The following is a 21,167-nucleotide window of genomic DNA, read 5'->3' on the forward strand; positions in this document are numbered from 1 at the left end:
AGAGAACTCTGGAGAAGGAACTCGGCAAATTGACACCGTAACTTCGGAAGAAGGTGTGCCCTAGTAGTGTGATGAGAACATCTGAGCACGAATGGGTTGCAATAAATAGGTGGCTGCGACTGTTTATCAAAAACACAGCACTCTGCAAACACGAAAGTGGACGTATAGGGTGTGACGCCTGCCCGGTGCTGGAAGATTAATTGATGGGGTGCAAGCTCTTGATCGAAGTCCCAGTAAACGGCGGCCGTAACTATAACGGTCCTAAGGTAGCGAAATTCCTTGTCGGGTAAGTTCCGACCTGCACGAATGGCGTAACGATGGCCACGCTGTCTCCTCCAGAGACTCAGCGAAGTTGAAATGTTTGTGATGATGCAATCTCCCCGCGGAAAGACGGAAAGACCCCATGAACCTTTACTGTAGCTTTGTATTGGACTTTGAACAGATCTGTGTAGGATAGGTGGGAGGCTTTGAAGTGCGGTCGCTAGATCGCATGGAGCCAACGTTGAAATACCACCCTGGTGTGTTTGAGGTTCTAACCTGGGCCCATTATCTGGGTCGGGGACAGTGCATGGTAGGCAGTTTGACTGGGGCGGTCTCCTCCCAAAGCGTAACGGAGGAGTTCGAAGGTACGCTAGTTACGGTCGGACATCGTGACGATAGTGCAATGGCATAAGCGTGCTTAACTGCGAGACTGACAAGTCGAGCAGATGCGAAAGCAGGACATAGTGATCCGGTGGTTCTGTATGGAAGGGCCATCGCTCAACGGATAAAAGGTACTCTGGGGATAACAGGCTGATACCGCCCAAGAGTTCATATCGACGGCGGTGTTTGGCACCTCGATGTCGGCTCATCTCATCCTGGGGCTGTAGCCGGTCCCAAGGGTATGGCTGTTCGCCATTTAAAGAGGTACGTGAGCTGGGTTCAAAACGTCGTGAGACAGTTTGGTCCCTATCTTCCGTGGGCGCTGCAGATTTGAGAAAGCCTGCTCCTAGTACGAGAGGACCGGAGTGGACGCACCGCTGGTGTACCTGTTGTCACGCCCGTGGCATCGCAGGGTAGCTAAGTGCGGAAGAGATAACCGCTGAAAGCATCTAAGCGGGAAACTCGTTTCAAGATGAGATCTGCCGGGGCCTTGAGCCCCCTGAAGAGTCGTTCAAGACCAGGACGTTGATAGGCTGGGTGTGGAAGCGCAGTAATGCGTTAAGCTAACCAGTACTAATTGCTCGTGCGGCTTGACCCTATAACTTTGGTCTAAGGCCGATCAAGGTGGTTATGCCAAGTGACGTATTCAAATAAAAGCTGATTTGCTCTATGAATTGGTCGCTCAAGCCCATGGGCTTGGCGGCAAAAAGTTATGCCTGATGACCATAGCGAGGTGGTACCACTCCTTCCCATCCCGAACAGGACAGTGAAACGCCTTAGCGCCGATGATAGTGCGGGTTCCCGTGTGAAAGTAGGACATCGTCAGGCTATTACAGCGAGAGACGCCCGGTCGAAAGACCGGGCGTTTTCTTTTGTGGCTTCGATTTTCGTCTCTTTGTTTTGTGCGGTTGGGCGTTCGATCTGATTGCGCTGCTCAGGCGTGCCGAGCCGATTGGTCGCCAGATGCCTACAATCGAACCATGATGTCCCGCGAACCGACCATCGAGCGCTTGGCCACGGCCGACGCACTGCTGCTTGCGCCTTTCGACCTGAGCGAGGGCGATCTGGGCAGAACCCTCGGATTGATCTCGTCCCATCAAGTTGATGATGCGGACCTGTACTTCCAGTACACGCGCGCGGAGAGTTGGAGCTTGGAAGAAGGCATCGTCAAGACTGGCAGCTTTTCCATCGATCAGGGCGTGGGCGTGCGGGCGGTGGCGGGGGAGAAGACCGCGTTTGCCTACTCGGACGACATTTCGCTGGCCTCGTTGACCGATGCGGCGCAGACGGTGCGGACCATCGGTGCGGCGGGCCAGAGCCGGCGCATCAAGCTGCCTCGGCGCAAGGTGGCGACCGGCCGCACGCTTTACAACGGCCTGGATCCGATCGCCTCGCTCGACAGCACGGCCAAGGTGCGCCTGCTGGAGCAGATCGAGCGAATGGCCCGTGCCAAGGATCCGCGCGTGGTGCAGGTGATGGCGGGGCTGGCCAGCGAATACGACGTGGTGCTGATCGCCCGGCTCGATGGCACGCTGGCTGCGGATGTGCGGCCGTTGGTGCGGCTGTCAGTGACGGTGATTGCCGAGCAGAACGGCCGGCGCGAGGTCGGTTCCTTCGGCGGGGGCGGCCGTTTCGGCCTGGCTTGTTTCGACGATGCGCTGGTGCGCCGCTACGTGGACGAGGCCGTCAGCGCGGCCCTCACCAACCTGGAATCGCGGCCGGCGCCTGCCGGCGAGATGACCGTGGTGCTCGGGCCGGGGTGGCCGGGCGTGCTGCTGCATGAGGCGGTGGGCCATGGACTCGAGGGCGACTTCAACCGCAAGGGTTCGAGCGCGTTCAGCGGCCGCATCGGCCAGCGCGTGGCCGCCAAGGGCGTGACGGTACTGGACGACGGTACGATCGCCGACCGCCGCGGCAGCCTGAACGTGGACGACGAGGGCCACGCGACCCAGCGCAACGTGTTGATCGAGGACGGCATCCTCAAGGGCTACATCCAGGACACGATGAATGCGCGCCTGATGAAGGTCAAGCCGACCGGCAACGGCCGGCGCGAGAGCTACGCGCACATTCCGATGCCGCGCATGACCAACACCTACATGCTTGGTGGCGACAAGGATCCGCGCGAGATCGTGGCCAGCATCCAGCGCGGCCTGTACGCGACCAACTTCGGCGGCGGTCAGGTGGACATCACCAGCGGCAAGTTCGTCTTCTCGGCCAGCGAGGCGTTCTGGGTGGAGAACGGCCGCATCCAGTACCCGGTGAAAGGGGCGACCCTCGTCGGCAGCGGCCCGGAATCGCTGAAGAAGATCACCATGATCGGCCACGACATGGCGCTCGACTCCGGCGTTGGCACCTGCGGCAAGGAAGGGCAGAGCGTGCCGGTCGGCGTCGGCCAGCCGACGCTGCGCATCGACGGCCTGACGGTGGGCGGCACGGCATGACCATCGGTATTTCGGTGAAAATGGCCTTCTGCCCGCATCCAGTCTTTGCCTGAAGCTATCTTTAAGGAGCAATCGGCAGCCGCTCAGCATGCGGCTCAAGCCCATCCCCGAGCTGTGCTACATTCTCACCGTGATGAAACCCTCGGTCGCTTTTGACTTCTACTTTTGGTTCTCGGTCCCCGGCGGACGAGAGGCGGACGTGTAAGCCCACAGCAGACCTTTCGACAAGAACCGCCGACGCGATCCGCCCGGCGGTTTTTTTGTGCCCGATCACCTCATTTCGACTTCCTCCAGAAAGCTTCCGATGAACGCCAAAGCCGTGCCCGACTCCGAGACCAAGCTCTCCCCGCAGGATCGCACCAGCCAGACCGACGACGAGCGCATCAAGGACATCACCGTGCTGCCTCCACCCGAACACCTGATCCGCTTCTTCCCCATCCGCGGCACGCCGGTCGAGTCGCTCATCGGCGGCACGCGCCAGGCCATACGCCGCATGATCGGCGGCCAGGACGACCGCCTGCTGGTCGTCATCGGCCCCTGTTCCATCCACGACCCGGCGGCGGCGCTGGACTATGCCCGTCGCCTGAAGCCGCTGCGCGACCACTATGCCGACGCGCTGGAGATCGTGATGCGCGTGTACTTCGAGAAGCCGCGCACCACCGTCGGTTGGAAGGGCCTCATCAACGATCCCTACCTCGACGAGAGCTTCCGCATCGATGAGGGCTTGCGCATCGCGCGCCAGCTGCTGATCGACATCAACCGTCTCGGCTTGCCGGCGGGCAGCGAGTTCCTGGACGTGATCTCGCCGCAATACATCGGCGACCTGATCGCCTGGGGCGCCATTGGCGCCCGCACCACCGAGAGCCAGGTGCACCGCGAGCTGGCTTCCGGCCTGTCGGCGCCCATCGGCTTCAAGAACGGCACCGACGGCAACATCAAGATCGCCACCGACGCCATCCAGGCTGCGGCGCGCGGGCACCACTTCCTGTCGGTGCACAAGAACGGGCAGGTCGCCATCGTCCAGACCGAGGGCAACAGGGACTGCCACGTCATCCTGCGCGGCGGCAAGACGCCCAACTACGACGCCGCTAGCGTCGAGGCCGCCTGCCAGGAACTGGAGGCCGCCAAGCTGCCCGCCGCGCTGATGGTGGACATGAGCCACGCCAACAGCAGCAAGCAGCACGAGCGCCAGCTCGACGTGGCGCGCGACATCTCTGCACAAGTGAGCGCCGGCTCACGCCGCGTCTTCGGCGTGATGGTCGAGAGCCACCTGCACGACGGCGCGCAGAAGTTCACGCCCGGCAAGGACGACGTGAGCGCGCTGGAGTATGGCAAGAGCATCACCGACGCCTGCATCGGCTGGGACGGCTCGCGGACCATCCTGCAGCTGCTGGCCGACGCGGTGCGGGCGCGCCGCGCGCGTTGACGGCCCTGCCGCCGCCCGGCCTGTGCCGGCAGCGGGATTCTGAGTGAAAACGGGCTCCAGCCAGCGCGAAATAAGCGCTGGCAGCTATTGTTTTTGGAGTGATTCGAGCAGCAGCCCGTGTACGCCGCCGAAGCCGCCGTTGCTCATGCACAGCACGTGGTCGCCGGGCCGCGCGGCGGCGGCGACCTGCCGCACGATCTCGGCCACCGACGGCGCCACTTGCGCGCGCGCGCCCAGCGGCGCCAGCGCGGCGGCGGCGTCCCAGTCCAGCCCGCCAGCGTGGCAGAAGGACAGGTCGGCATGCTCCAGCGCCCAGGGCAGCTGCGACTTCATGGCGCCCAGCTTCATCGTGTTGCTGCGCGGCTCGAACACGGCCAGGATGCGCTCGCCCCCGCGCCCCGCCGCGTCGAGCTGGCGGCGCAGGCCGTCCACCGTGGTGCGGATCGCGGTCGGGTGGTGGGCGAAGTCGTCGTAGACGGTGACGGCGCCGCCCGCGCGGGCCACGGTGCCGCGCACCTCCATGCGGCGGCGCACGTTCTGAAAGCGCGCCAGCGCCTCGCAGGCCTGCGCGGGCGCCACGCCCACATGCTCGGCGGCTGCCATTGCCGCCAACGCGTTGAGCTGGTTGTGCATGCCCGACAGCGCCCAGCGCACGCGGCCGACGGTGCGGCCGCGCTGCAGCACCTCGAAGTCCGACGCATCGCCCACGGCGCTGAAGTCGCTCACCGCCGCGCCGAAGCCGCGCCGCTCGCTCCAGCAGCCCTGGTTCAGCACGCGGGCCAGGCTTTCCTCCAGGTCGTTGACGACCACGCGCCCGCTGGGCGGCACGGTGCGCAGCAGATGGTGGAACTGGCGCTCGATCTGCCCCAGGTCGTCGAAGATGTCGGCGTGGTCGAACTCCAGGTTGTTCAGCACCGCCGTGCGCGGGCGGTAGTGCACGAACTTGCTGCGCTTGTCGAAGAAGGCGGTGTCGTACTCGTCCGCCTCGATCACGAATGTGGCCCTCACGCTCCCCGAGGGGGCGCTCGCCGCTTTGGGGCCGCCCGGCGACGGCTCGGGCGAAGCACCGCCTCCCAATCGGGCCGACACGCCGAAGTTCAGCGGCACGCCGCCCACCAGGAAGCCGGGCGACAGGCCGGCCGCCTCCAGCACCCACGCCAGCATTGACGTGGTGGTCGTCTTGCCGTGCGTTCCCGCCACCGCCAGCACGTGGCGGCCCTGCAGCACGTGCGCGGCCAGCCACTGCGGGCCGCTGGTGTAGGGCGCGCCGGCGTCCAGGATCGCCTCCATCAGCGCGAACTTGGGCGAGCCGTCCACCAGCCGCGCGCGCGACACGACGTTGCCGACGACGAAGACGTCGGGCGCCAGGGCCAACTGGTCGGCGCCATAGCCCTCGATCAGGTCGATGCCGAGGGCGCGCAACTGCTCGCTCATCGGCGGGTAGACCTGGGCGTCGCAGCCGGTGACGCGGTGGCCGGCCTCGCGCGCCAGCGCCGCCAAGCCGCCCATGAAGGTGCCGCAAATGCCCAGGATGTGAATGTGCATGCGGCCGATTCTAGGCGGCTTTCAAGACGGCGACCGGGCCGGTTTTCGGATGAAAATCGGCTGCAGCCTATATGGATACTGCGCTTGCAGCTATCAAAACAGGATGGGCGGAGGCCGGCGCTGCCGTCGCGCGCCGCCGCAGGGCAGAATGCGGCCCATGGAAACCCTGACGCACGAGATCGCCGCCGTCGCCGCGCGGCTGGTCGTCGAAGACGGGCTGGACTACGGCGCCGCCAAGCGCCGCGCGCAGAAGACGCTGGGCGCCCCTCCGCGCACGGCGCTGCCGGCCAACGACCTGGTCGAGGCCGAGGTGCGCGCCTACCTCGCGCTGTTCCACGCCGACACCCAGCCCGCTGAACTGGCGGCGCTGCGCCGGCTGGCGCTGCAGTGGATGGAGCGGCTGGCCGAGTTCCGCCCGCACCTGTGCGGCGCGGTGTGGAACGGCACCGCCACGCGCCGCTGCGACGTCCACCTGCAACTGTTCTGCGACGACCCCAAGTCCGCCGAGATCGCGCTGATCGATCACCGCGTGGACCACGTCGCGCGCACCGTGGCCGGCTTCAACGGCGCGGCGGTGGAGGCGCTGAGCTTTTCCAGCCCCTGCCCGGAACTGGGCGAGCCCATCGGCGTGCACTTGATGATTCACGACTGGGGCGACCTGCGCGGTGCCCTGAAGCCTGGCACCGACGGCCAGCCGCCGCGCGGCGACCGCCAGGCGCTGGCGCAGCGCATGGCGCGGGAGACCCAGGCATGACGGCGCCGGGACCGACCCCGCCGGCTGCCGCGCCCGCGCGCGGCAGCCGCCGCTGGGTGCTGGCGGGCGTGGCCGCCCTGGCCGCCGCCGCAGGCGCCGGCGTGGCGTGGCAGCGCTTCCGGCTGGAAGAGGCCGACACCAGCGGATTCTGGGGGCACTCGTTTCCCACGCCCGAGGGCGGCACGCTGGCGCTGGCGGAGTTGCGGGGCCGGCCGCTGCTGGTCAACTTCTGGGCCACCTGGTGCCCGCCGTGCGTCGAGGAGCTGCCGCTGCTGAGCCGTTTCTACACCGACAACCGGGCCGGCGGCTGGCAGGTGCTGGGGCTGGCGGTCGATCAGGTGGAGCCCGTCCGGCGCTTCCTGGCCCGCGCGCCGGTCAGCTTTCCGGTGGCGCTGGCGGGGCTGGCAGGGGTCGATCTGACCCGGGCGCTGGGCAACGCGGCGGGCGGGCTGCCGTTCAGCGTGGTGTTCGATGCCCAGGGTGCGCTGCGGCACCGCAAGATCGGACAGATCCAGCCGGCCGATCTCGCGGTCTGGCGCGGCTGATCCGCTGGCGTCGAGTTGTAGAAATTGAAATCAAATCGGGAAAGTTGCGTCCAAATTGGTTAAGATGAGGCAAATTTAACGAAAACGCTTCATGGACCTGCGCAAACTCAAAACTCTGATCGACCTTGTGTCGGAATCCAACGTCTCCGAACTCGAGATCACCGAAGCCGAAGGCAAGGTGCGCATCGTCAAGGGCGGGCCAGCGGCGCCGGCGCAAGCCCTGATCGTGCCGCATCCGGTTCCGGCTGCGGCCAGCGGGGCACCGGCTCCCGCACCGGCGGCGGCCAGCCCCGCGCCGGCCGCCGTGGCCGAGATCAGGGGCTTCATCGTCAAGTCGCCGATGGTCGGCACCTTCTACCGCGCGGCCAGCCCGGGCGCCAAGTCGTTCGTCGAAGTGGGCCAGAAGGTCAACGAGGGCGACACGCTGTGCATCATCGAGGCGATGAAGATCCTCAACGAGATCGATGCCGAGAAGTCCGGCACCATCACCCAGATCCTGGGCGAGAACGGCCAGGCGGTGGAATACGGCCAGCCGTTGTTCGTCATCGAATAAGCCAACCGCGGAGCAGCGGATGTTCAAGAAGATTCTGGTCGCCAACCGCGGCGAAATCGCTCTGCGCGTGCAGCGTGCCTGCCGTGAGCTGGGCATTCAAGCCGTCATGGTCTATTCTGAGGCCGACAAGGACGCCAAGTACATCAAGCTGGCTGACGAGGCGGTGTGCATCGGCCCGGCGCCCTCGGCGCACAGCTACCTGCACATGCCGGCCATCATCTCGGCCGCCGAAGTGACCGATGCCGAGGCCATCCACCCCGGCTACGGCTTCCTGAGCGAGAACGCCGACTTCGCCGAGCGCGTGGAGAAAAGCGGCTTCCAGTTCATCGGCCCCACGCCCGAGTCAATCCGCATCATGGGCGACAAGGTGTCCGCCAAGCAGGCCATGATCAAGGCCGGCGTGCCCTGCGTGCCCGGCTCGGAGGGCGAGCTGCCCGACGACCCGGCGGCCATCAAGCGCATCGCCAAGGCGGTCGGCTACCCGGTGATCATCAAGGCCGCCGGCGGCGGCGGCGGGCGCGGCATGCGCGTGGTGCACACCGAAGCGGCGCTGATCGGCGCCGTGCAGACCACCAAGGGCGAGGCGGCGGCGGCCTTCAACAACCCGGCCGTGTACATGGAGAAGTTTCTCCAGAACCCGCGCCACATCGAGATCCAGGTGCTGGCGGACAAGTACCGCAACGCCGTCTACCTCGGCGAGCGCGACTGCTCCATGCAGCGGCGCCATCAGAAGGTGATCGAGGAGGGGCCAGCGCCGGGCATCGCGCGCCGCCTGATCGAGCGCATCGGCGAGCGCTGCGTGGCCGCGTGCAAGAAGATCGGCTACCGCGGCGCGGGCACGTTCGAGTTCCTGTACGAGAACGGCGAGTTCTACTTCATCGAGATGAACACCCGCGTGCAGGTGGAGCACCCGGTGACCGAGTGGATCACCGGCGTGGACATCGTGCGCACGCAGATCATGGTGGCGGCGGGTGAGAAGCTGCCCTTCACGCAGCGGCAGATCCAGCTCAAGGGCCACGCCATCGAGTGCCGCATCAACGCCGAGGACCCGTTCAAGTTCACCCCCTCGCCGGGCCGCATCACGCTGTGGCACCCGCCGGGCGGGCCGGGCGTGCGGGTCGATTCGCACGTCTACAACAACTACTTCGTGCCGCCCAACTACGACTCCATGATCGGCAAGATCATCGTCTACGGCGACACGCGCGAGCAGGCCATCGCCCGCATGCAGACGGCGCTGGCCGAGACGGTGGTGGAAGGCATCAGCAGCAACATCCCGCTGCACCGCGAGTTGATGGTGGACGCGCGCTTCCGCGAGGGCGGCACCAACATCCACTACCTGGAGAAGTGGCTGAGCGAGCACCGTCGCTAGCGGCCGGGCGGCGCCTGGGTTATTTGAGCCAGATCGGGCTCAAGCCCGCACCAATATTTCGCTGAAAGCTATTTATTTTGTAGTGAATGCCATGTTTGAACTGCGGCTGATCTGCCCGGAAGATGCCGTCGAGCCGGTCTGCGACGCGCTCCAGGCCCTGGATGCGCTCAGCGTCGGCGTGGAGGACGCGGACGAAGGCACCGAGGCCGAGCGCGCGCTGTTCGGCGAGCCCGGCCTGCCGCCGCCGGCCGAGGGCTGGGCGCGCACCGCGGTCGTGGCGCTGTTCGCCGACGAGGCCGGCGCGCGCGAGGCGGCGCGGCTGTTGCCGGCGCAGGACTTCTTCGCCGGCAGCGCGGTGCAGACCATCGCCCCCGTGCCTGAGCAGGACTGGGTGCGTCTGACGCAGTCGCAGTTCGAGCCGGTGCAGATCACCCCCAGCTTCTGGATCGTGCCGAGCTGGCACGACGTGCCCGCGCGGGCCGAGCGCGTGATCCGGCTCGACCCCGGCCTCGCCTTCGGCACCGGCACGCACCCCACCACCCGCATGTGCCTGCGCTGGATCGCAAGGACGGACCTGAGAGGCCAGCGGGTGCTGGACTACGGCTGCGGCTCCGGCATCCTGGCCATCGGCGCGGCGCTGCATGGCGCGGCGCAGGTGGATGCGGTCGACATCGACGAGGCCGCCGTCCGCGCCACCCGGGACAACGCCGCCGCCAACGGCGTGCGGCTGGCCGCCGGCCTGCCCGATCAGGCGCAGGGCCTGTACGGCACCGTGCTGGCCAACATCCTGGCCACGCCGCTGAAGGTGCTGGCGCCGCTGCTGTGCGGCCACGTCGCGCCCGGTGGCGCGCTGGTGCTGGCCGGCGTGCTGGAGCGGCAGACCGAGGAACTGCAGGCGGCCTACCGGCCCGATCTGGCGCTGCAAGTGGCCGACCGCGAGGATGGCTGGGTGCTGCTCACCGCGCGCCGCGTCTGAGCCTCGCACGGGCGGGGCGCGGGTGGGGCGCCTGCCTACAATCGCCGCAACCATGAACCTGATCACGTGCTGCCCCGCCTGCTCGACCCTGTTCAAGGTCGTGCCGGACCAGTTGCGCATCTCGGCCGGCTGGGTGCGCTGCGGGCATTGCGCGGAAGTGTTCGATGCGCAAGCGCATCTGCAGCCGCAGGGCTTGGGCGCCGAAGTGCCTCAAACCATAGCGCCGGTGTCCGTGCCAGCGCCCGAGCCCATTCCTAATTTCGCATCCCTGCTGCGCCAGCCCGATCAACCCGATGCCGTGGCGGTGTCCCCGGTGGCCTGGCCTGATGAGGCGGCCGAACCAGCCGGGGCCGCCAGCGCGGACGTTGGCGCTGCCGTGCCGGTGGTAGTCCCGCTGGTCGCAGACCCGGCCGCCGCCGAGCCTGTCACCACGGTCGATTTCGTCCTCAGCGACCTGGGGCGGAATGAGGAGGACTCTCAGTTCGATCCGGGCGACGGCTTGCCATCCGCGCCATCCGCCGCGGACGATGCACCGCAAGAGACGCCGTCCTTCGTCGCGCAGGCGCGGCGCCGCGCGTTTTGGGCGTCGCGCCCCGTGCGGCTGGGGCTGGGGCTGGCCGTGGTGGTGCTGGCGCTGGGCCTGGGGCTGCAAATGATCGTCAGCCAGCGCGACTGGCTGGCCGCACGCCATCCGCAACTCGCCCCCGCGCTGGCCGCGCTGTGCCACCCGCTGGGGTGCGCCGTCCAGCCCTACCGGCGCCTGGAGGCGATCGTCATCGACAGTTCCAGCTTCAACCGCGAAGGACCGAATGCGTTCCGCTTCAGCCTCACCCTGCGCAACAGCGCCGGCCTGCCGGTGGCGACGCCGGCCCTCGAACTGGCCCTGACCGATGTGCAGGACCAGGTGATGGTGCGCCGCGTCGTCCACCCGGCCGACTTGGGCGCACCGGCGGCCCTGGCGGCGCGCGGCGAGTTCAGCGGCGCCAGCGCGCTGACCGTGGCCGACGCGTCCCAACCCTCGGCCATCGTCGGCTATCGGCTCAACGCGTTCTATCCCTGACGGCGGCGTGGCCACCTTCGGGTGGCGCGGCGCGCTTTTCCAGCTTTCCAACCCATTGCTTTTCTCATGGCGACTCTGATCTGCGGCTCTCTGGCGTTCGATACCATCATGGGCTTCGAGGGGCGCTTCGCGGCGCAGATCCTGCCCGACCAGCTCCACATCCTGAACGTGTCCTTCCTGGTGCCGAGCCTGCGGCGCGACTTCGGCGGCTGCGCCGGCAACATCGCCTATGCCATGCGCCAGCTGGGTGGCGAGCCCCTGCCGATGGCCACCGTGGGCAACGACGGCGCGGACTACCTGGGGCGCCTGGAGGCGCTGGGCATCAGCACCGAGTTCGTGCGCGAGATCGACGGCACCTACACCGCGCAGGCCATGATCATGACCGACCGCGACAACAACCAGATCACCGCCTTCCACCCGGGCGCGATGATGCAGGCGCACGCCACGCGCGTGCCGTCGCGGCCGGATATCCGGCTGGGCATCATTTCGCCCGACGGGCGCGACGCGATGTTGCAGCACGCCGAGCAGTTCCATGCCGCGGGCATTCCCTTCGTGTTCGACCCCGGCCAGGGCCTGCCGATGTTCGACGGCGCCGAGCTGGCGCACTTCGTCGAGCTGGCGGACTGGGTCACGGTGAACGACTACGAGGGACGCATGCTGTGCGACCGCATGGGCGTGGAACTGGCCGAGCTGTCGCGCCGAGTCCGTGGCTTGGTGGTGACGCTGGCCGGCGAAGGCTGCGAGATCTGGGAAGACGGCAGCAGGACCCTTGTACCCGCCGTCAGGGCGGCGGAGGTGGTGGACCCCACCGGCTGCGGCGATGCCTGGCGCGGCGCGCTGCTGTACGGGCTGGAGCAGGGCTGGCCGCTGGCCCGCTGCGCGGCGCTCGGCAACCGGCTCGGGGCGCTCAAGGTCGCCTCGCGCGGGCCGCAGAACTATGTGGTGGATGGCGTGGCGCCGGGTGTCGCGTGAGCTCGTGGATGGCTCGCGCCGGCTGGTGAACCCTGGTGGCTGACCTTCGCGGCCTGGACGAGAAAAAGCCCGTCACGACGACGCGTGCCGGGCTTGGAGGGTGAAGGAAACCCCAGCCTGGACGGGGCGAGGTCTTCTTCGATGCTCAAGGCTTGTTGGGCGTCGGGAAGGGCCACGCCGCCTGCGGGCTCAGCGTGGTTTTCGCCGCGGGGGCGGCCTTTTTGGCTGCCGCTTTCTTGGCCGGCGCTTTTTTTGCTGCTGCAGGCTTTTTGGCCGGTGCCGCTTTCTTGGCGACGACAGCTTTCTTGGCCGGTACGGCCTTCTTGGCGGGCGCTGCTTTCTTGGCCGGCGCGTCCTTCTTGGCCGGCGCTGCCTTCGTGGCGGGCGCGGCCTTCGTGGCAGGTGCCGCTTTCTTCGCCGGCGCCGCCGCCTTCTTGGCGACTACGGCCTTCTTGGCCGGTGCGGCTTTCTTGGCGGCCGGGGCTTTCTTCGCTACGGCCTTCTTGGCGGCCGGTTTCTTCGCAGTTGCCATGTTTTTCTCCTTGATCAAGTTGAACCATCAACAGCAGGAAACGCTTCGTGCCTGTTGGGACACACAAAGCGATTCATGGCACTGGAGAAGAGTCCATCACCATGAACACGGGCGCAACCCAGCCGTGGCGCCAGGGCGCCACGGCTGGGTTGCTGATTGGATGAGCACACGATCTGGTCGCTTGGTCAGTCCCACGAGAGAGCGCCGCCCGACTGGTACTCGATCACCCGGGTCTCGAAGAAATTGCGCTCTTTCTTCAGGTCGATCATCTCGCTCATCCACGGGAACGGGTTTTCCTCGTTCGGGAAGAGTGCTTCCAGACCGATCTGCGTGGCGCGTCGATTGGCGATGTAGCGCAGGTAGCCCTTGAACATGGAGGCGTTCATGCCGAGCACGCCACGCGGCATGGTGTCTTCGGCGTAGCGGTACTCGAGCTCGACGGCTTTTTGAAACAGCGTTTTGATCTCCGCCTTGAACTCGGGCGTCCACAGGTGCGGGTTCTCGAGCTTGAGCTGGTTGATCAGGTCGATGCCGAAGTTGCAGTGCATCGACTCGTCTCGCAGGATGTATTGGTACTGCTCGGCGGCGCCGGTCATCTTGTTCTGCCGGCCCAGCGCCAGGATCTGGGTGAAGCCGACGTAGAAGAACAAACCCTCCATCAGGCAGGCGAAGACGATCAGGCTCTTGAGCAGGCGCTGGTCGGTCTCGGGCGTGCCGGTGTGGAAGTTGGGGTCCATGATCGCCTCGATGAAGGGGATCAGAAACTCGTCCTTGTCGCGGATCGACTGCACCTCGTTGTAGGCGTTGAAGATCTCCGACTCGTCGAGGCCCAGCGACTCCACGATGTACTGGTAGGCGTGCGTGTGGATCGCTTCCTCGAAAGCTTGGCGCAGCAGGAACTGACGGCATTCGGGCGCCGTGATGTGGCGGTAGGTGCCCAGCACGATGTTGTTGGCGGCCAGCGAGTCGGCGGTGACGAAGAAGCCGAGGTTGCGCTTGACGATGCGGCGCTCGTCCTCGGTCAGGCCGTTCGGGTCCTTCCACAGCGCGATGTCGCGGTTCATGTTCACTTCCTGCGGCATCCAGTGGTTGGCGCAGGTGGCGAGGTACTTCTCCCACGCCCATTTGTACTTGAACGGCACCAGCTGGTTGACGTCGGTCTGGCCGTTGATGATGCGCTTGTCGGCGGCGTTGACGCGGCGCTGGCTGGGGCTGGCGGCGGGTGCCGCGATGGCCGGCGAGGCCTTGGCGGCGGCGAATCCCCGCGCGGCCGAGGACAGCGTTTCGGACACCGGCTGCAAGCGAGGTTGCAGCGTGGCGGGTTGTGCGTCGTCGTCCCAGGTCAACATGGCTTTTCCAATGCTCCGATTATGGGAGCAACGCTATGAAAAGCAAAGCTTTCCCGCGCGTTGCTCAGGGGTGTGTTGCGACAAGGCATCGCGGCGCGCGCCCGTCGCGCGATCAGGCTTACTGGCAGGCTTCGCAGCCCGGGTCGTCGATGGCGCAGAACTTGATGTCGGTGGCCGGCGCGCCGTCGGCCAACTGCGCTGGCGCGGCCATGGCGGCGCGGTCGAGCGCGCTCATCGTGGCCGCCGACGCCGCCGCCATTCCAGCGTTGCCGCCCGAGGACACGGCGTTCAGGCGCCTCGACTGCACCGTCGATTTTTCTGCGTGCGTGGCGCTGGTGGTGCGCAGGTAGTAGGTGGTCTTGAGGCCGCGCAGCCAGGCCAGCGTGTAGGTGTCGTGCAGCTTCTTGCCCGAGGCGCCGGCCATGTAGATGTTCAGCGACTGGGCCTGGTCGATCCACTTTTGGCGACGGGCGGCGGCTTCCACCAGCCATTGGGGTTCGACCTCGAACGCCGTGGCGTACAGCGCCTTGATGTCCTGCGGCACGCGGTCGATCGGACGCAGCGAACCGTCGAAGTGCTTGAGGTCCATCACCATCACGTCGTCCCACAGGCCCAGGCGCTTGAGGTCGTGCACGAGGTAGTGGTTGATGACGGTGAACTCGCCCGACAGGTTGGACTTGACCGACAGGTTGCCAAAGCAGGGCTCGATGGAGGCATCGACGCCGATGATGTTGGAGATGGTCGCCGTCGGCGCGATGGCCACGCAATTGGAGTTGCGCATGCCGTCCTGTTGGATCTTGGCACGCAGCGCGTCCCAGTCGAGCGAGACCGAGCGGTCCACTTCGACGTAGCCGCCGCGCGCCTGCGCCAGCAGGTCCAGCGAGTCGATGGGCAGGATGCCCTTGTCCCACAGCGAGCCTTTGTAGCTGGAATAGCGGCCGCGCTCGCGGGCCAGCTCGGTCGAGGTCCAGTAGGCGTGGTAGCAGATGGCTTCCATCGAGCGGTCGGCGAACTCGACGGCTTGCTCGCTGGCGTAGGAAATGCGCAGTTGGTACAGCGCGTCCTGGAAACCCATCACGCCCAGGCCCACGGGGCGGTGGCGCAGGTTGGAGTCGCGCGCCTTCTTCACGGCGTAGTAGTTGATGTCGATCACGTTGTCGAGCATGCGCATCGCCGTCGAGATCGTCTTCTTCAGCTTCTCGTGGTCGACGCCGCCGTCCTTCAGGTGCTGCAGCAGGTTGACCGAACCCAGGTTGCAGACGGCGGTTTCGGTGTCGCTGGTGTTCAGCGTGATCTCGGTGCACAGGTTGGACGAGTGCACCACGCCGGCGTGCTGCTGCGGCGAGCGCACGTTGCAGGCGTCCTTGAAGGTGATCCAGGGATGGCCGGTCTCGAACAGCATCGAGAGCATCTTTCGCCACAGGTCGGTGGCCGGGATGGTCTTGCTGGGCCGGATCTCGCCGCGCGCGGCCTTGTCTTCGTAGGCCACGTAGGCGCGCTCGAAATCGGCGCCGAACAGGTCGTGCAGATCGGGCACGGAGGAGGGCGAGAACAGCGTCCAGTGGCCCTTTTCCATCACGCGGCGCATGAACAGGTCGGGAATCCAGTTGGCCGTGTTCATGTCGTGCGTGCGGCGGCGGTCGTCGCCGGTGTTCTTGCGCAGCTCCAGGAACTCCTCGATGTCCAGGTGCCAAGTCTCCAGGTAGGTGCACACCGCGCCCTTGCGCTTGCCGCCCTGGTTGACGGCCACGGCGGTGTCGTTGACCACCTTGAGGAAGGGCACCACGCCCTGCGACTCGCCGTTGGTGCCCTTGATGTGGCTGCCCAAAGCACGCACGCGCGTCCAGTCGTTGCCCAGGCCGCCGGCGAACTTGGACAGCAACGCATTTTCCTTGATCGACTCGTAGATGCCATCGAGGTCGTCCGGCACCGTGGTCAGGTAGCAGCTCGACAGCTGCGAGCGCAGCGTGCCGCTGTTGAAGAGGGTCGGCGTGCTCGACATGAAATCGAAGGACGACAGCACCTCGTAGAACTCGATGGCGCGCGCCTCGCGGTCGATCTCGTTGAGGGCCAGGCCCATGGCCACGCGCATGAAGAAGGCCTGCGGCAGCTCGATGCGGGTCTTGCGCACGTGCAGGAAGTAGCGGTCGTACAGGGTCTGCAGGCCCAGGTAGTCGAACTTCAGGTCGCGCTCGGCCTTCAGCGCCGCGCCCAGGCGCGCCAGGTCGTATTGCAGCAGGCGCTCGTCGAGCAGCTCGTTGTCCACGCCCTTCCTGATGAAGCGCGGGAAGTAGTCGGCATAGCCTTCGCTCATTTCCGCGTGGGTGATCTCGCGGCCCAGCACTTCCTTGAAGATCGTGTGCAGCAGCAGGCGGGCGGTGGCATAGGTGTAGTCGGGGTCCTTCTCGATCAGCGTGCGGGCCGCCAGGATGGAGGCCTTGTAGACCTCGTCGAGCGGCACGCCGTCGTAGAGGTTGCGCATGGTCTCGGTGACGATGGGCTCGGCTCTCACGTGGTCGCCCAGGTTGGCGCAGGCCGACTGCAGCAGCGCATGCAGCGCCGCCGCGTTCAGCGGCACGCGCTCGCCGCCATCCAGCACGTGGATCTGCGGCGCGGCCGGCGCGGCCTGCTCGCCCTGCTTCAGGCGCTCCTGCGCGCGGCGCTCGCGGTACAGCACGTAGGCGCGGGCCACTTCGTGGTGGCCGCTGCGCATCAGGCCCAGCTCGACCTGGTCCTGCACATCCTCGATGTGGAAGGTGCCACCGCCCGGACGCGAGCGCATGAGCGCCCGCACCACGGCCTGGGTCAGGCCGTCCACCACTTCGCGCACGCTGGCCGAGGCGGCGCCTTGCGCGCCATGCACGGCCAGGAACGCCTTCATCAGCGCCACCGCGATCTTGCTGGGCTCGAAAGCGACCACCGCGCCGTTGCGGCGCATGATCTGGTAGTGCGCCAGCGCGGCGTTGGCCACCATCGGCGTGCCGCTGGCCGCTTGCGGCCCGGAGAGGGCGGGTTGACGGGAGGCGGGCGTGGCGCTGCGGGCTGTCTGCATGGAGTCCTCTGGTGAAAGCGTGAACGGGCGCACGGATGGCGCGGCATGGCGGCCGGTTGTCGGGGCCGTGGTCCGTGGCCCGGTGTGGTGATGTTATGGGGGCGAAACGGACGGACGCACTATATCTTGTGGCTGATCGAACAGCAAGACACTAGATGTAGTGGTTATGCGAGGTGCGTCGAATCGTTCACGATGGCCGCCGTCAGGGGGCGCGGGCCATCACCGCGCAGGGCGCGTCGTTGCTGGCAACGGCACCGCAAGTCCTTGCTGCATGCTGCTTGCCGGGCGATTTGGGCGGGCAAGGCGCATGACGGCGTGCTTTCCTGCCCGGCGTGCGCCGTGGGCGCGGGAACGGGGCATGACGCGCGGGCGTGGATTACCCTGCCGCGCCGTCGGGAAAAGCGCGCGCCGGCCAGCCCAGCATGCGCCGCAGCCGCGCCCAGTCGAACCCCGGGCCGGGGTCGCCCTTGCGGCGGGGCGCGATGTGCTCGTGTCCGGTGATGGCGTCGATCGGGTGACGCGCCGCCAGTGCGGCGCAGAGGCTGGCCAGGGTTTCGTACTGGGCCGGCTCGAAGGGGCCGCCCTCCAGGCCTTCCAGTTCGATGCCGACGGAGAAATCGTTGCAGTTTTCGCGCCCGGCGTGGCGCGAGACGCCCGCGTGCCAGGCGCGCGCGCCGGTGCCGACGAACTGCCACAGCGCGCCGTCGCGCCGGACGTAGAAATGCGCCGACACCTCCAGCCCGCGAATCTGCTGGAAGTAGGGGTGCGCGTCCCAGTCGAGCGTGTTGGTGAACAAGGCCTGCACGTGCTCGCCCTGGAACTCGCCCGGCGGCAGGCTGATGGAGTGCACCACGATCAGGCTCGCGTCCATGCCCGCGGGCCGCGGGCCGTGGTTGGGCGAAGGCAGTGCTCGCGCAAAGGCGTACCAGCCCTGGCGCCATAGCGGCGCGGCGTCATCCGCTGGCATCGTCCGCGCTGTTCTCGCCCGAGGGGGCGGTGATGCCCAGGCGCGCCATGCGGTAGCGCATCTGGCGCAGGTTCAGCCCCAGGCGCGCCGCCGCGGCGGTGCGGTTGAAGCCGGTTTCGCCCAGCGCGCGCACCAGCACCAGGCGCTCCTGCTCGTCGAGCCAGGCTGCCAGGTCGCAGGGCAGGGCCGGCGGCGGGCTGCCGGACGCGCGGGGCGCCGCCGGGGGGGCTGCCACGGCGTCCGGCACCGTCTCCACCGGGTCGGGCGCCGCCGTGCCGGCCGTATCCATCAGGGGCGCCGGGTCGCCAAAGACCGAGTCCCGGCCCTCGTCCAGGGCGATGGCGCGGTGCAGCAGGTTCTCCAGCTCGCGCACGTTGCCTTCCAACGGCGCGCTGGCGATCTCCTGCATCTGACGGGCCGGCAGGCGCGGCACTTCTGCGCCTGATTCGAGTGCTATCCGCGCAATCAAGGCCTCGCAAAGCGCCGGAATGTCTTCTCGGCGCTCACGCAGCGGCGGCACCGCGATCTCGATCACGTTCAAGCGGTAGAACAAGTCCTGCCGGAAGCGGCCGGCCTGCACCTCGGCCGCCAGGTCCTTGTGGGTGGCGCTGACGATGCGCACGTCCACCGGCTCCTCCTGCGTCGTGCCCAGCGGCCGCACGCGCCGCTCCTGGATGGCGCGCAGCAGCTTGGCCTGCATGGCCATCGGCAGATCGCCGATCTCGTCCAGGAACAGCGTGCCGCCGCGCGCCGCCTGGAAGAAGCCCTCGCGGTCCTGCAGGGCGCCGGTGTACGAACCCTTGCGCGCGCCGAAGAACTCGGCCTCCAGCAGGTTTTCCGGGATGGCGCCGCAGTTGACTGGCACGAAGGGGCCGTGGCCGCGGTGGCTGCAGGCGTGGACGGCGCTGGCCACCAGTTCCTTGCCCGTGCCCGATTCGCCCTGCACCAGCACCGGCGCCATGCTGCGCGCGACCTTGGCGATGCGCTGCTTGACGCCGCGCATCGCCCTGGACTCGCCGACCAGCCGGGCCAGCGCGCCGCTCGCCGCGCCCGTCCCCGCGTCCGCCGCGCCGGCGGTGGGCGCCGGGTTCTGCCCCGGCCCCTGGCTGGCGGCTTGCGGCGCCTGCAGCGCCGCGCTGACGACGCCGCGGAACTGCTTGAGATCGACCGGCTTGGTGAGGTAGTCGAACGCGCCGCACTTGAGCGCTTCCACGGCGTTCTCGGCCGAGCCGAAGGCGGAGATCATGATGCAGCGCTCGCGGCGCTGCTCGGCCGCCATGCCGCGCAGCAGCTCCAGCCCCAGGCCGTCGGGCAGGCGCATGTCGGTGATGACGACGTCGAACTGCTGCCCGCTCAGCTGTTCGCGCGCCTCGGCCAGCGAGCCCGCCGCCTGCACGTGGTGGCCCTCGCGCAGCAGCGTCAGCTCGTAGAGCGTGCGCAGGTCGGGTTCGTCGTCCACCACCAGCACGCGGGCCGTGGCGGGAGATGCCGGTGCCGCGTTCATGAGACCGCCAGATCCTCCAGTTGCCATGTCGATTGCCCGCCGTGCGCGCGGCGGAAGCTGACGAAGAATTCATTGCCCTCCACGATGCGGCCGTCTTCGCGGCAGATGAACAGGCCCAGAATCCACAGCGGGATGGACTGGGTCAGCAGGTGGACGCTCACATGCAGGCCGACGATCGCCAGCGCGACCAGCACGCGCGCCGACATGAAGGCCGTCCACAGGCGCGCGAAACCCAGGGTGTCGGCCTGCGCCGGCATGGAGATGCGCCGGGGCGGCGCGGGCGCGCCGGGCGGCGGCAGGGCGGACGCGCCGAACCAGGTGGGCGGTTCCGGCGGCGCTGGCCTCATCGGAGGGCCTTCGGCGTGGCGATGCGCGGGTTCATGCGCCCTCGGCCTCCTGGCGGTGGGCCGCGCAGCAATAGCCGCCTTGCCGGCCGTGGACCACCATGTCGCCCGGCACGTGCACGCCGCAGCGGGCGCAGCGCACCATGGGCAAGGCCGCCTGTCCGCTCGGGCGCGCCGGGTCGCGGGTGGGCGGCAGGCGCCGGCCGCGCCGCCACAGCCACACGCCGGCCAGCACCACCAGCAGCACGATCAGCAGCTTCATGCCGCGCGCTCCAGCAGCACTTCCGCCACGAAGCGCGAGCCCACGTAGCCCAGCAGCAGCAGCGCCGTGCCCGCATACAGCACACGCACCGCGCGCCGCCCGCGCCAGCCGAAGCGCCAGCGCCCGATCAGCAGCAGGGCGAACACGGCCCACGACAGCACGGTGAACACACGCTTGTGGTCCCAGCGCCAGCCGGCATGCGCCGAGCCGTAGAGCTGCTCGCCGAAGAACAGGCCCGCCAACAGCGTGAGCGTGAGCAGCACGAAGCCGGCGCCGACGAAGCGGAACATCAGCCGCTCCAGCGTCAGCAGCGGCACGCCGCCGTTGCCCGCCGGCGCGGCATGGCGCATCTGCCGCTCGGCGCGCGTCATCAGCCAGCCATGGGCCACGGCGGCGGCGAACAGCCCGTAGGCCGACAGGCCCAGCGCCCAGTGCAGCGCCAGCAGCGGCGAGGACGTGGCCGGCAGCGGCGTGCCCGGAAACAGCAGCGCCAGCACGATGGCCACCGTGCCGAAGCCCGCCAGCGTCCAGCGCGCCTTCATCCGCGGGTAGAGCTGGCTCTCGATGGCGTAGACGGTGAGCACCAGCCACACCGTGATGGACAGCGCCGGGGCGAAACCAAAGCGCGGCGCCTCGCCCGCCAGGCCGCAGGCCAGCAGCACGCCGTGCAACACCCAGGCCAGCAGCAGCACCCGGCGCGCGCTGACAGGGCCGAGCGCCCGCGCCGCCAGCGCCGGCACGGCGTAGGCCAGGGCGGCCGCCGCGCCGAGCAGCAGGCTGAGCGGGGAGGCGCTGGCTAGAATCATGGGCACAGTTTAGCGGTTCGCCCCCCGTCGCCGGGGCCGCGCGAGCGCCCCTTTCCCCGCCTTATCGC

The 21,167-nt window shown here is 67.7% G+C and carries 18 protein-coding genes and 2 rRNA genes (1 of these 20 only partly in view); 11 read left to right on the forward strand and 9 right to left on the reverse strand.

From position 1 onward, the window contains the following. The 4 genes from IPG65_RS08805 to IPG65_RS08820 all read left to right on the forward strand — a co-directional run. Positions 1-1,240: ribosomal RNA gene (locus IPG65_RS08805) — 23S ribosomal RNA — on the forward strand (it extends 1,629 nt beyond the left edge of the window). A gap of 117 nt (positions 1,241-1,357) precedes the next feature. Then, positions 1,358-1,470: ribosomal RNA gene (gene rrf / locus IPG65_RS08810) — 5S ribosomal RNA — on the forward strand. A gap of 152 nt (positions 1,471-1,622) precedes the next feature. Further along, on the forward strand, positions 1,623-3,083 hold the full coding sequence (gene tldD, locus IPG65_RS08815; protein ID WP_293188844.1) for a metalloprotease TldD: 1,461 nt from the start codon (positions 1,623-1,625) through the stop codon (positions 3,081-3,083). Positions 3,084-3,387: 304 nt separating this feature from the next. Continuing rightward, positions 3,388-4,509, forward strand: coding sequence for a 3-deoxy-7-phosphoheptulonate synthase (locus IPG65_RS08820; protein ID WP_293188845.1), 1,122 nt, complete (start codon positions 3,388-3,390; stop codon positions 4,507-4,509). Positions 4,510-4,593: 84 nt separating this feature from the next. Here IPG65_RS08820 and mpl read toward each other — a convergent pair whose 3' ends face one another. Beyond that, positions 4,594-6,054, reverse strand: coding sequence for a UDP-N-acetylmuramate:L-alanyl-gamma-D-glutamyl-meso-diaminopimelate ligase (gene mpl, locus IPG65_RS08825; RefSeq protein ID WP_293188846.1), 1,461 nt, complete (start codon positions 6,052-6,054; stop codon positions 4,594-4,596). Positions 6,055-6,211: 157 nt separating this feature from the next. On the opposite strand from mpl, the gene IPG65_RS08830 reads away from it, so the two are divergent. From IPG65_RS08830 to IPG65_RS08860, 7 genes are all read left to right on the forward strand, one after another. Continuing rightward, positions 6,212-6,808: a hypothetical protein gene (locus tag IPG65_RS08830; RefSeq protein WP_293188847.1), complete on the forward strand. Its 597-nt coding sequence runs from the start codon at positions 6,212-6,214 to the stop codon at positions 6,806-6,808. Next, positions 6,805-7,353 (forward strand): TlpA disulfide reductase family protein, encoded by a 549-nt coding sequence (locus tag IPG65_RS08835; protein ID WP_293188848.1) that lies wholly within the window; start codon positions 6,805-6,807, stop codon positions 7,351-7,353. Before IPG65_RS08830 ends, IPG65_RS08835 begins: the two co-directional genes overlap by 4 nt. Positions 7,354-7,444: 91 nt before the next feature. Continuing rightward, positions 7,445-7,906, forward strand: coding sequence for an acetyl-CoA carboxylase biotin carboxyl carrier protein (gene accB, locus IPG65_RS08840; RefSeq protein ID WP_293188849.1), 462 nt, complete (start codon positions 7,445-7,447; stop codon positions 7,904-7,906). 19 nt (positions 7,907-7,925) lie between these two features. Further along, positions 7,926-9,275 (forward strand): acetyl-CoA carboxylase biotin carboxylase subunit, encoded by a 1,350-nt coding sequence (gene accC, locus IPG65_RS08845; RefSeq protein ID WP_293188850.1) that lies wholly within the window; start codon positions 7,926-7,928, stop codon positions 9,273-9,275. Between the two features lie 91 nt (positions 9,276-9,366). Then, a complete protein-coding gene (prmA, locus tag IPG65_RS08850; RefSeq protein ID WP_293188851.1) occupies positions 9,367-10,251 on the forward strand; it encodes a 50S ribosomal protein L11 methyltransferase in 885 nt (294 codons plus the stop codon). A gap of 52 nt (positions 10,252-10,303) precedes the next feature. Then, a complete protein-coding gene (locus IPG65_RS08855; RefSeq protein ID WP_293188852.1) occupies positions 10,304-11,311 on the forward strand; it encodes a zinc-ribbon and DUF3426 domain-containing protein in 1,008 nt (335 codons plus the stop codon). A 66-nt stretch (positions 11,312-11,377) separates the two neighbouring features. Next, positions 11,378-12,283: a carbohydrate kinase family protein gene (locus tag IPG65_RS08860; protein ID WP_293188853.1), complete on the forward strand. Its 906-nt coding sequence runs from the start codon at positions 11,378-11,380 to the stop codon at positions 12,281-12,283. Positions 12,284-12,428: 145 nt separating this feature from the next. Here IPG65_RS08860 and IPG65_RS08865 read toward each other — a convergent pair whose 3' ends face one another. The 8 genes from IPG65_RS08865 to ccsA all read right to left on the reverse strand — a co-directional run bounded on the left by IPG65_RS08865 (position 12,429) and on the right by ccsA (position 21,099). Beyond that, the gene (locus tag IPG65_RS08865; protein ID WP_293188854.1) at positions 12,429-12,815 is read right to left on the reverse strand and encodes a histone; all 387 of its coding nucleotides are present in this window, start codon (positions 12,813-12,815) and stop codon (positions 12,429-12,431) included. A gap of 185 nt (positions 12,816-13,000) precedes the next feature. Then, complete coding sequence (locus tag IPG65_RS08870) at positions 13,001-14,164, reverse strand: ribonucleotide-diphosphate reductase subunit beta (RefSeq protein ID WP_293188855.1); 1,164 nt, start codon at positions 14,162-14,164, stop codon at positions 13,001-13,003. Positions 14,165-14,282: 118 nt separating this feature from the next. Then, positions 14,283-17,216, reverse strand: coding sequence for a ribonucleoside-diphosphate reductase subunit alpha (locus IPG65_RS08875; RefSeq protein WP_293188856.1), 2,934 nt, complete (start codon positions 17,214-17,216; stop codon positions 14,283-14,285). 376 nt (positions 17,217-17,592) lie between these two features. Continuing rightward, positions 17,593-18,183: a 1,6-anhydro-N-acetylmuramyl-L-alanine amidase AmpD gene (ampD, locus tag IPG65_RS08880; RefSeq protein ID WP_293188857.1), complete on the reverse strand. Its 591-nt coding sequence runs from the start codon at positions 18,181-18,183 to the stop codon at positions 17,593-17,595. Beyond that, the gene (locus IPG65_RS08885; protein WP_293188858.1) at positions 18,170-19,687 is read right to left on the reverse strand and encodes a sigma-54 dependent transcriptional regulator; all 1,518 of its coding nucleotides are present in this window, start codon (positions 19,685-19,687) and stop codon (positions 18,170-18,172) included. Before IPG65_RS08885 ends, ampD begins: the two co-directional genes overlap by 14 nt. After that, on the reverse strand, positions 19,684-20,034 hold the full coding sequence (locus IPG65_RS08890; protein ID WP_293188859.1) for a hypothetical protein: 351 nt from the start codon (positions 20,032-20,034) through the stop codon (positions 19,684-19,686). The genes IPG65_RS08885 and IPG65_RS08890 overlap by 4 nt, the downstream gene beginning before the upstream one ends. A gap of 31 nt (positions 20,035-20,065) precedes the next feature. Continuing rightward, positions 20,066-20,293 (reverse strand): PP0621 family protein, encoded by a 228-nt coding sequence (locus IPG65_RS08895; RefSeq protein WP_293188860.1) that lies wholly within the window; start codon positions 20,291-20,293, stop codon positions 20,066-20,068. Next, positions 20,290-21,099, reverse strand: a complete 810-nt coding sequence (gene ccsA / locus IPG65_RS08900) for a cytochrome c biogenesis protein CcsA (RefSeq protein ID WP_293188861.1) — start codon at positions 21,097-21,099, stop codon at positions 20,290-20,292. Before ccsA ends, IPG65_RS08895 begins: the two co-directional genes overlap by 4 nt. Positions 21,100-21,167: the final 68 nt, after the last annotated feature.

Origin of the sequence: Ottowia sp., from assembly GCF_016703145.1 — a bacterium.
In the GTDB taxonomy this organism is placed as follows: domain Bacteria; phylum Pseudomonadota; class Gammaproteobacteria; order Burkholderiales; family Burkholderiaceae_C; genus Ottowia.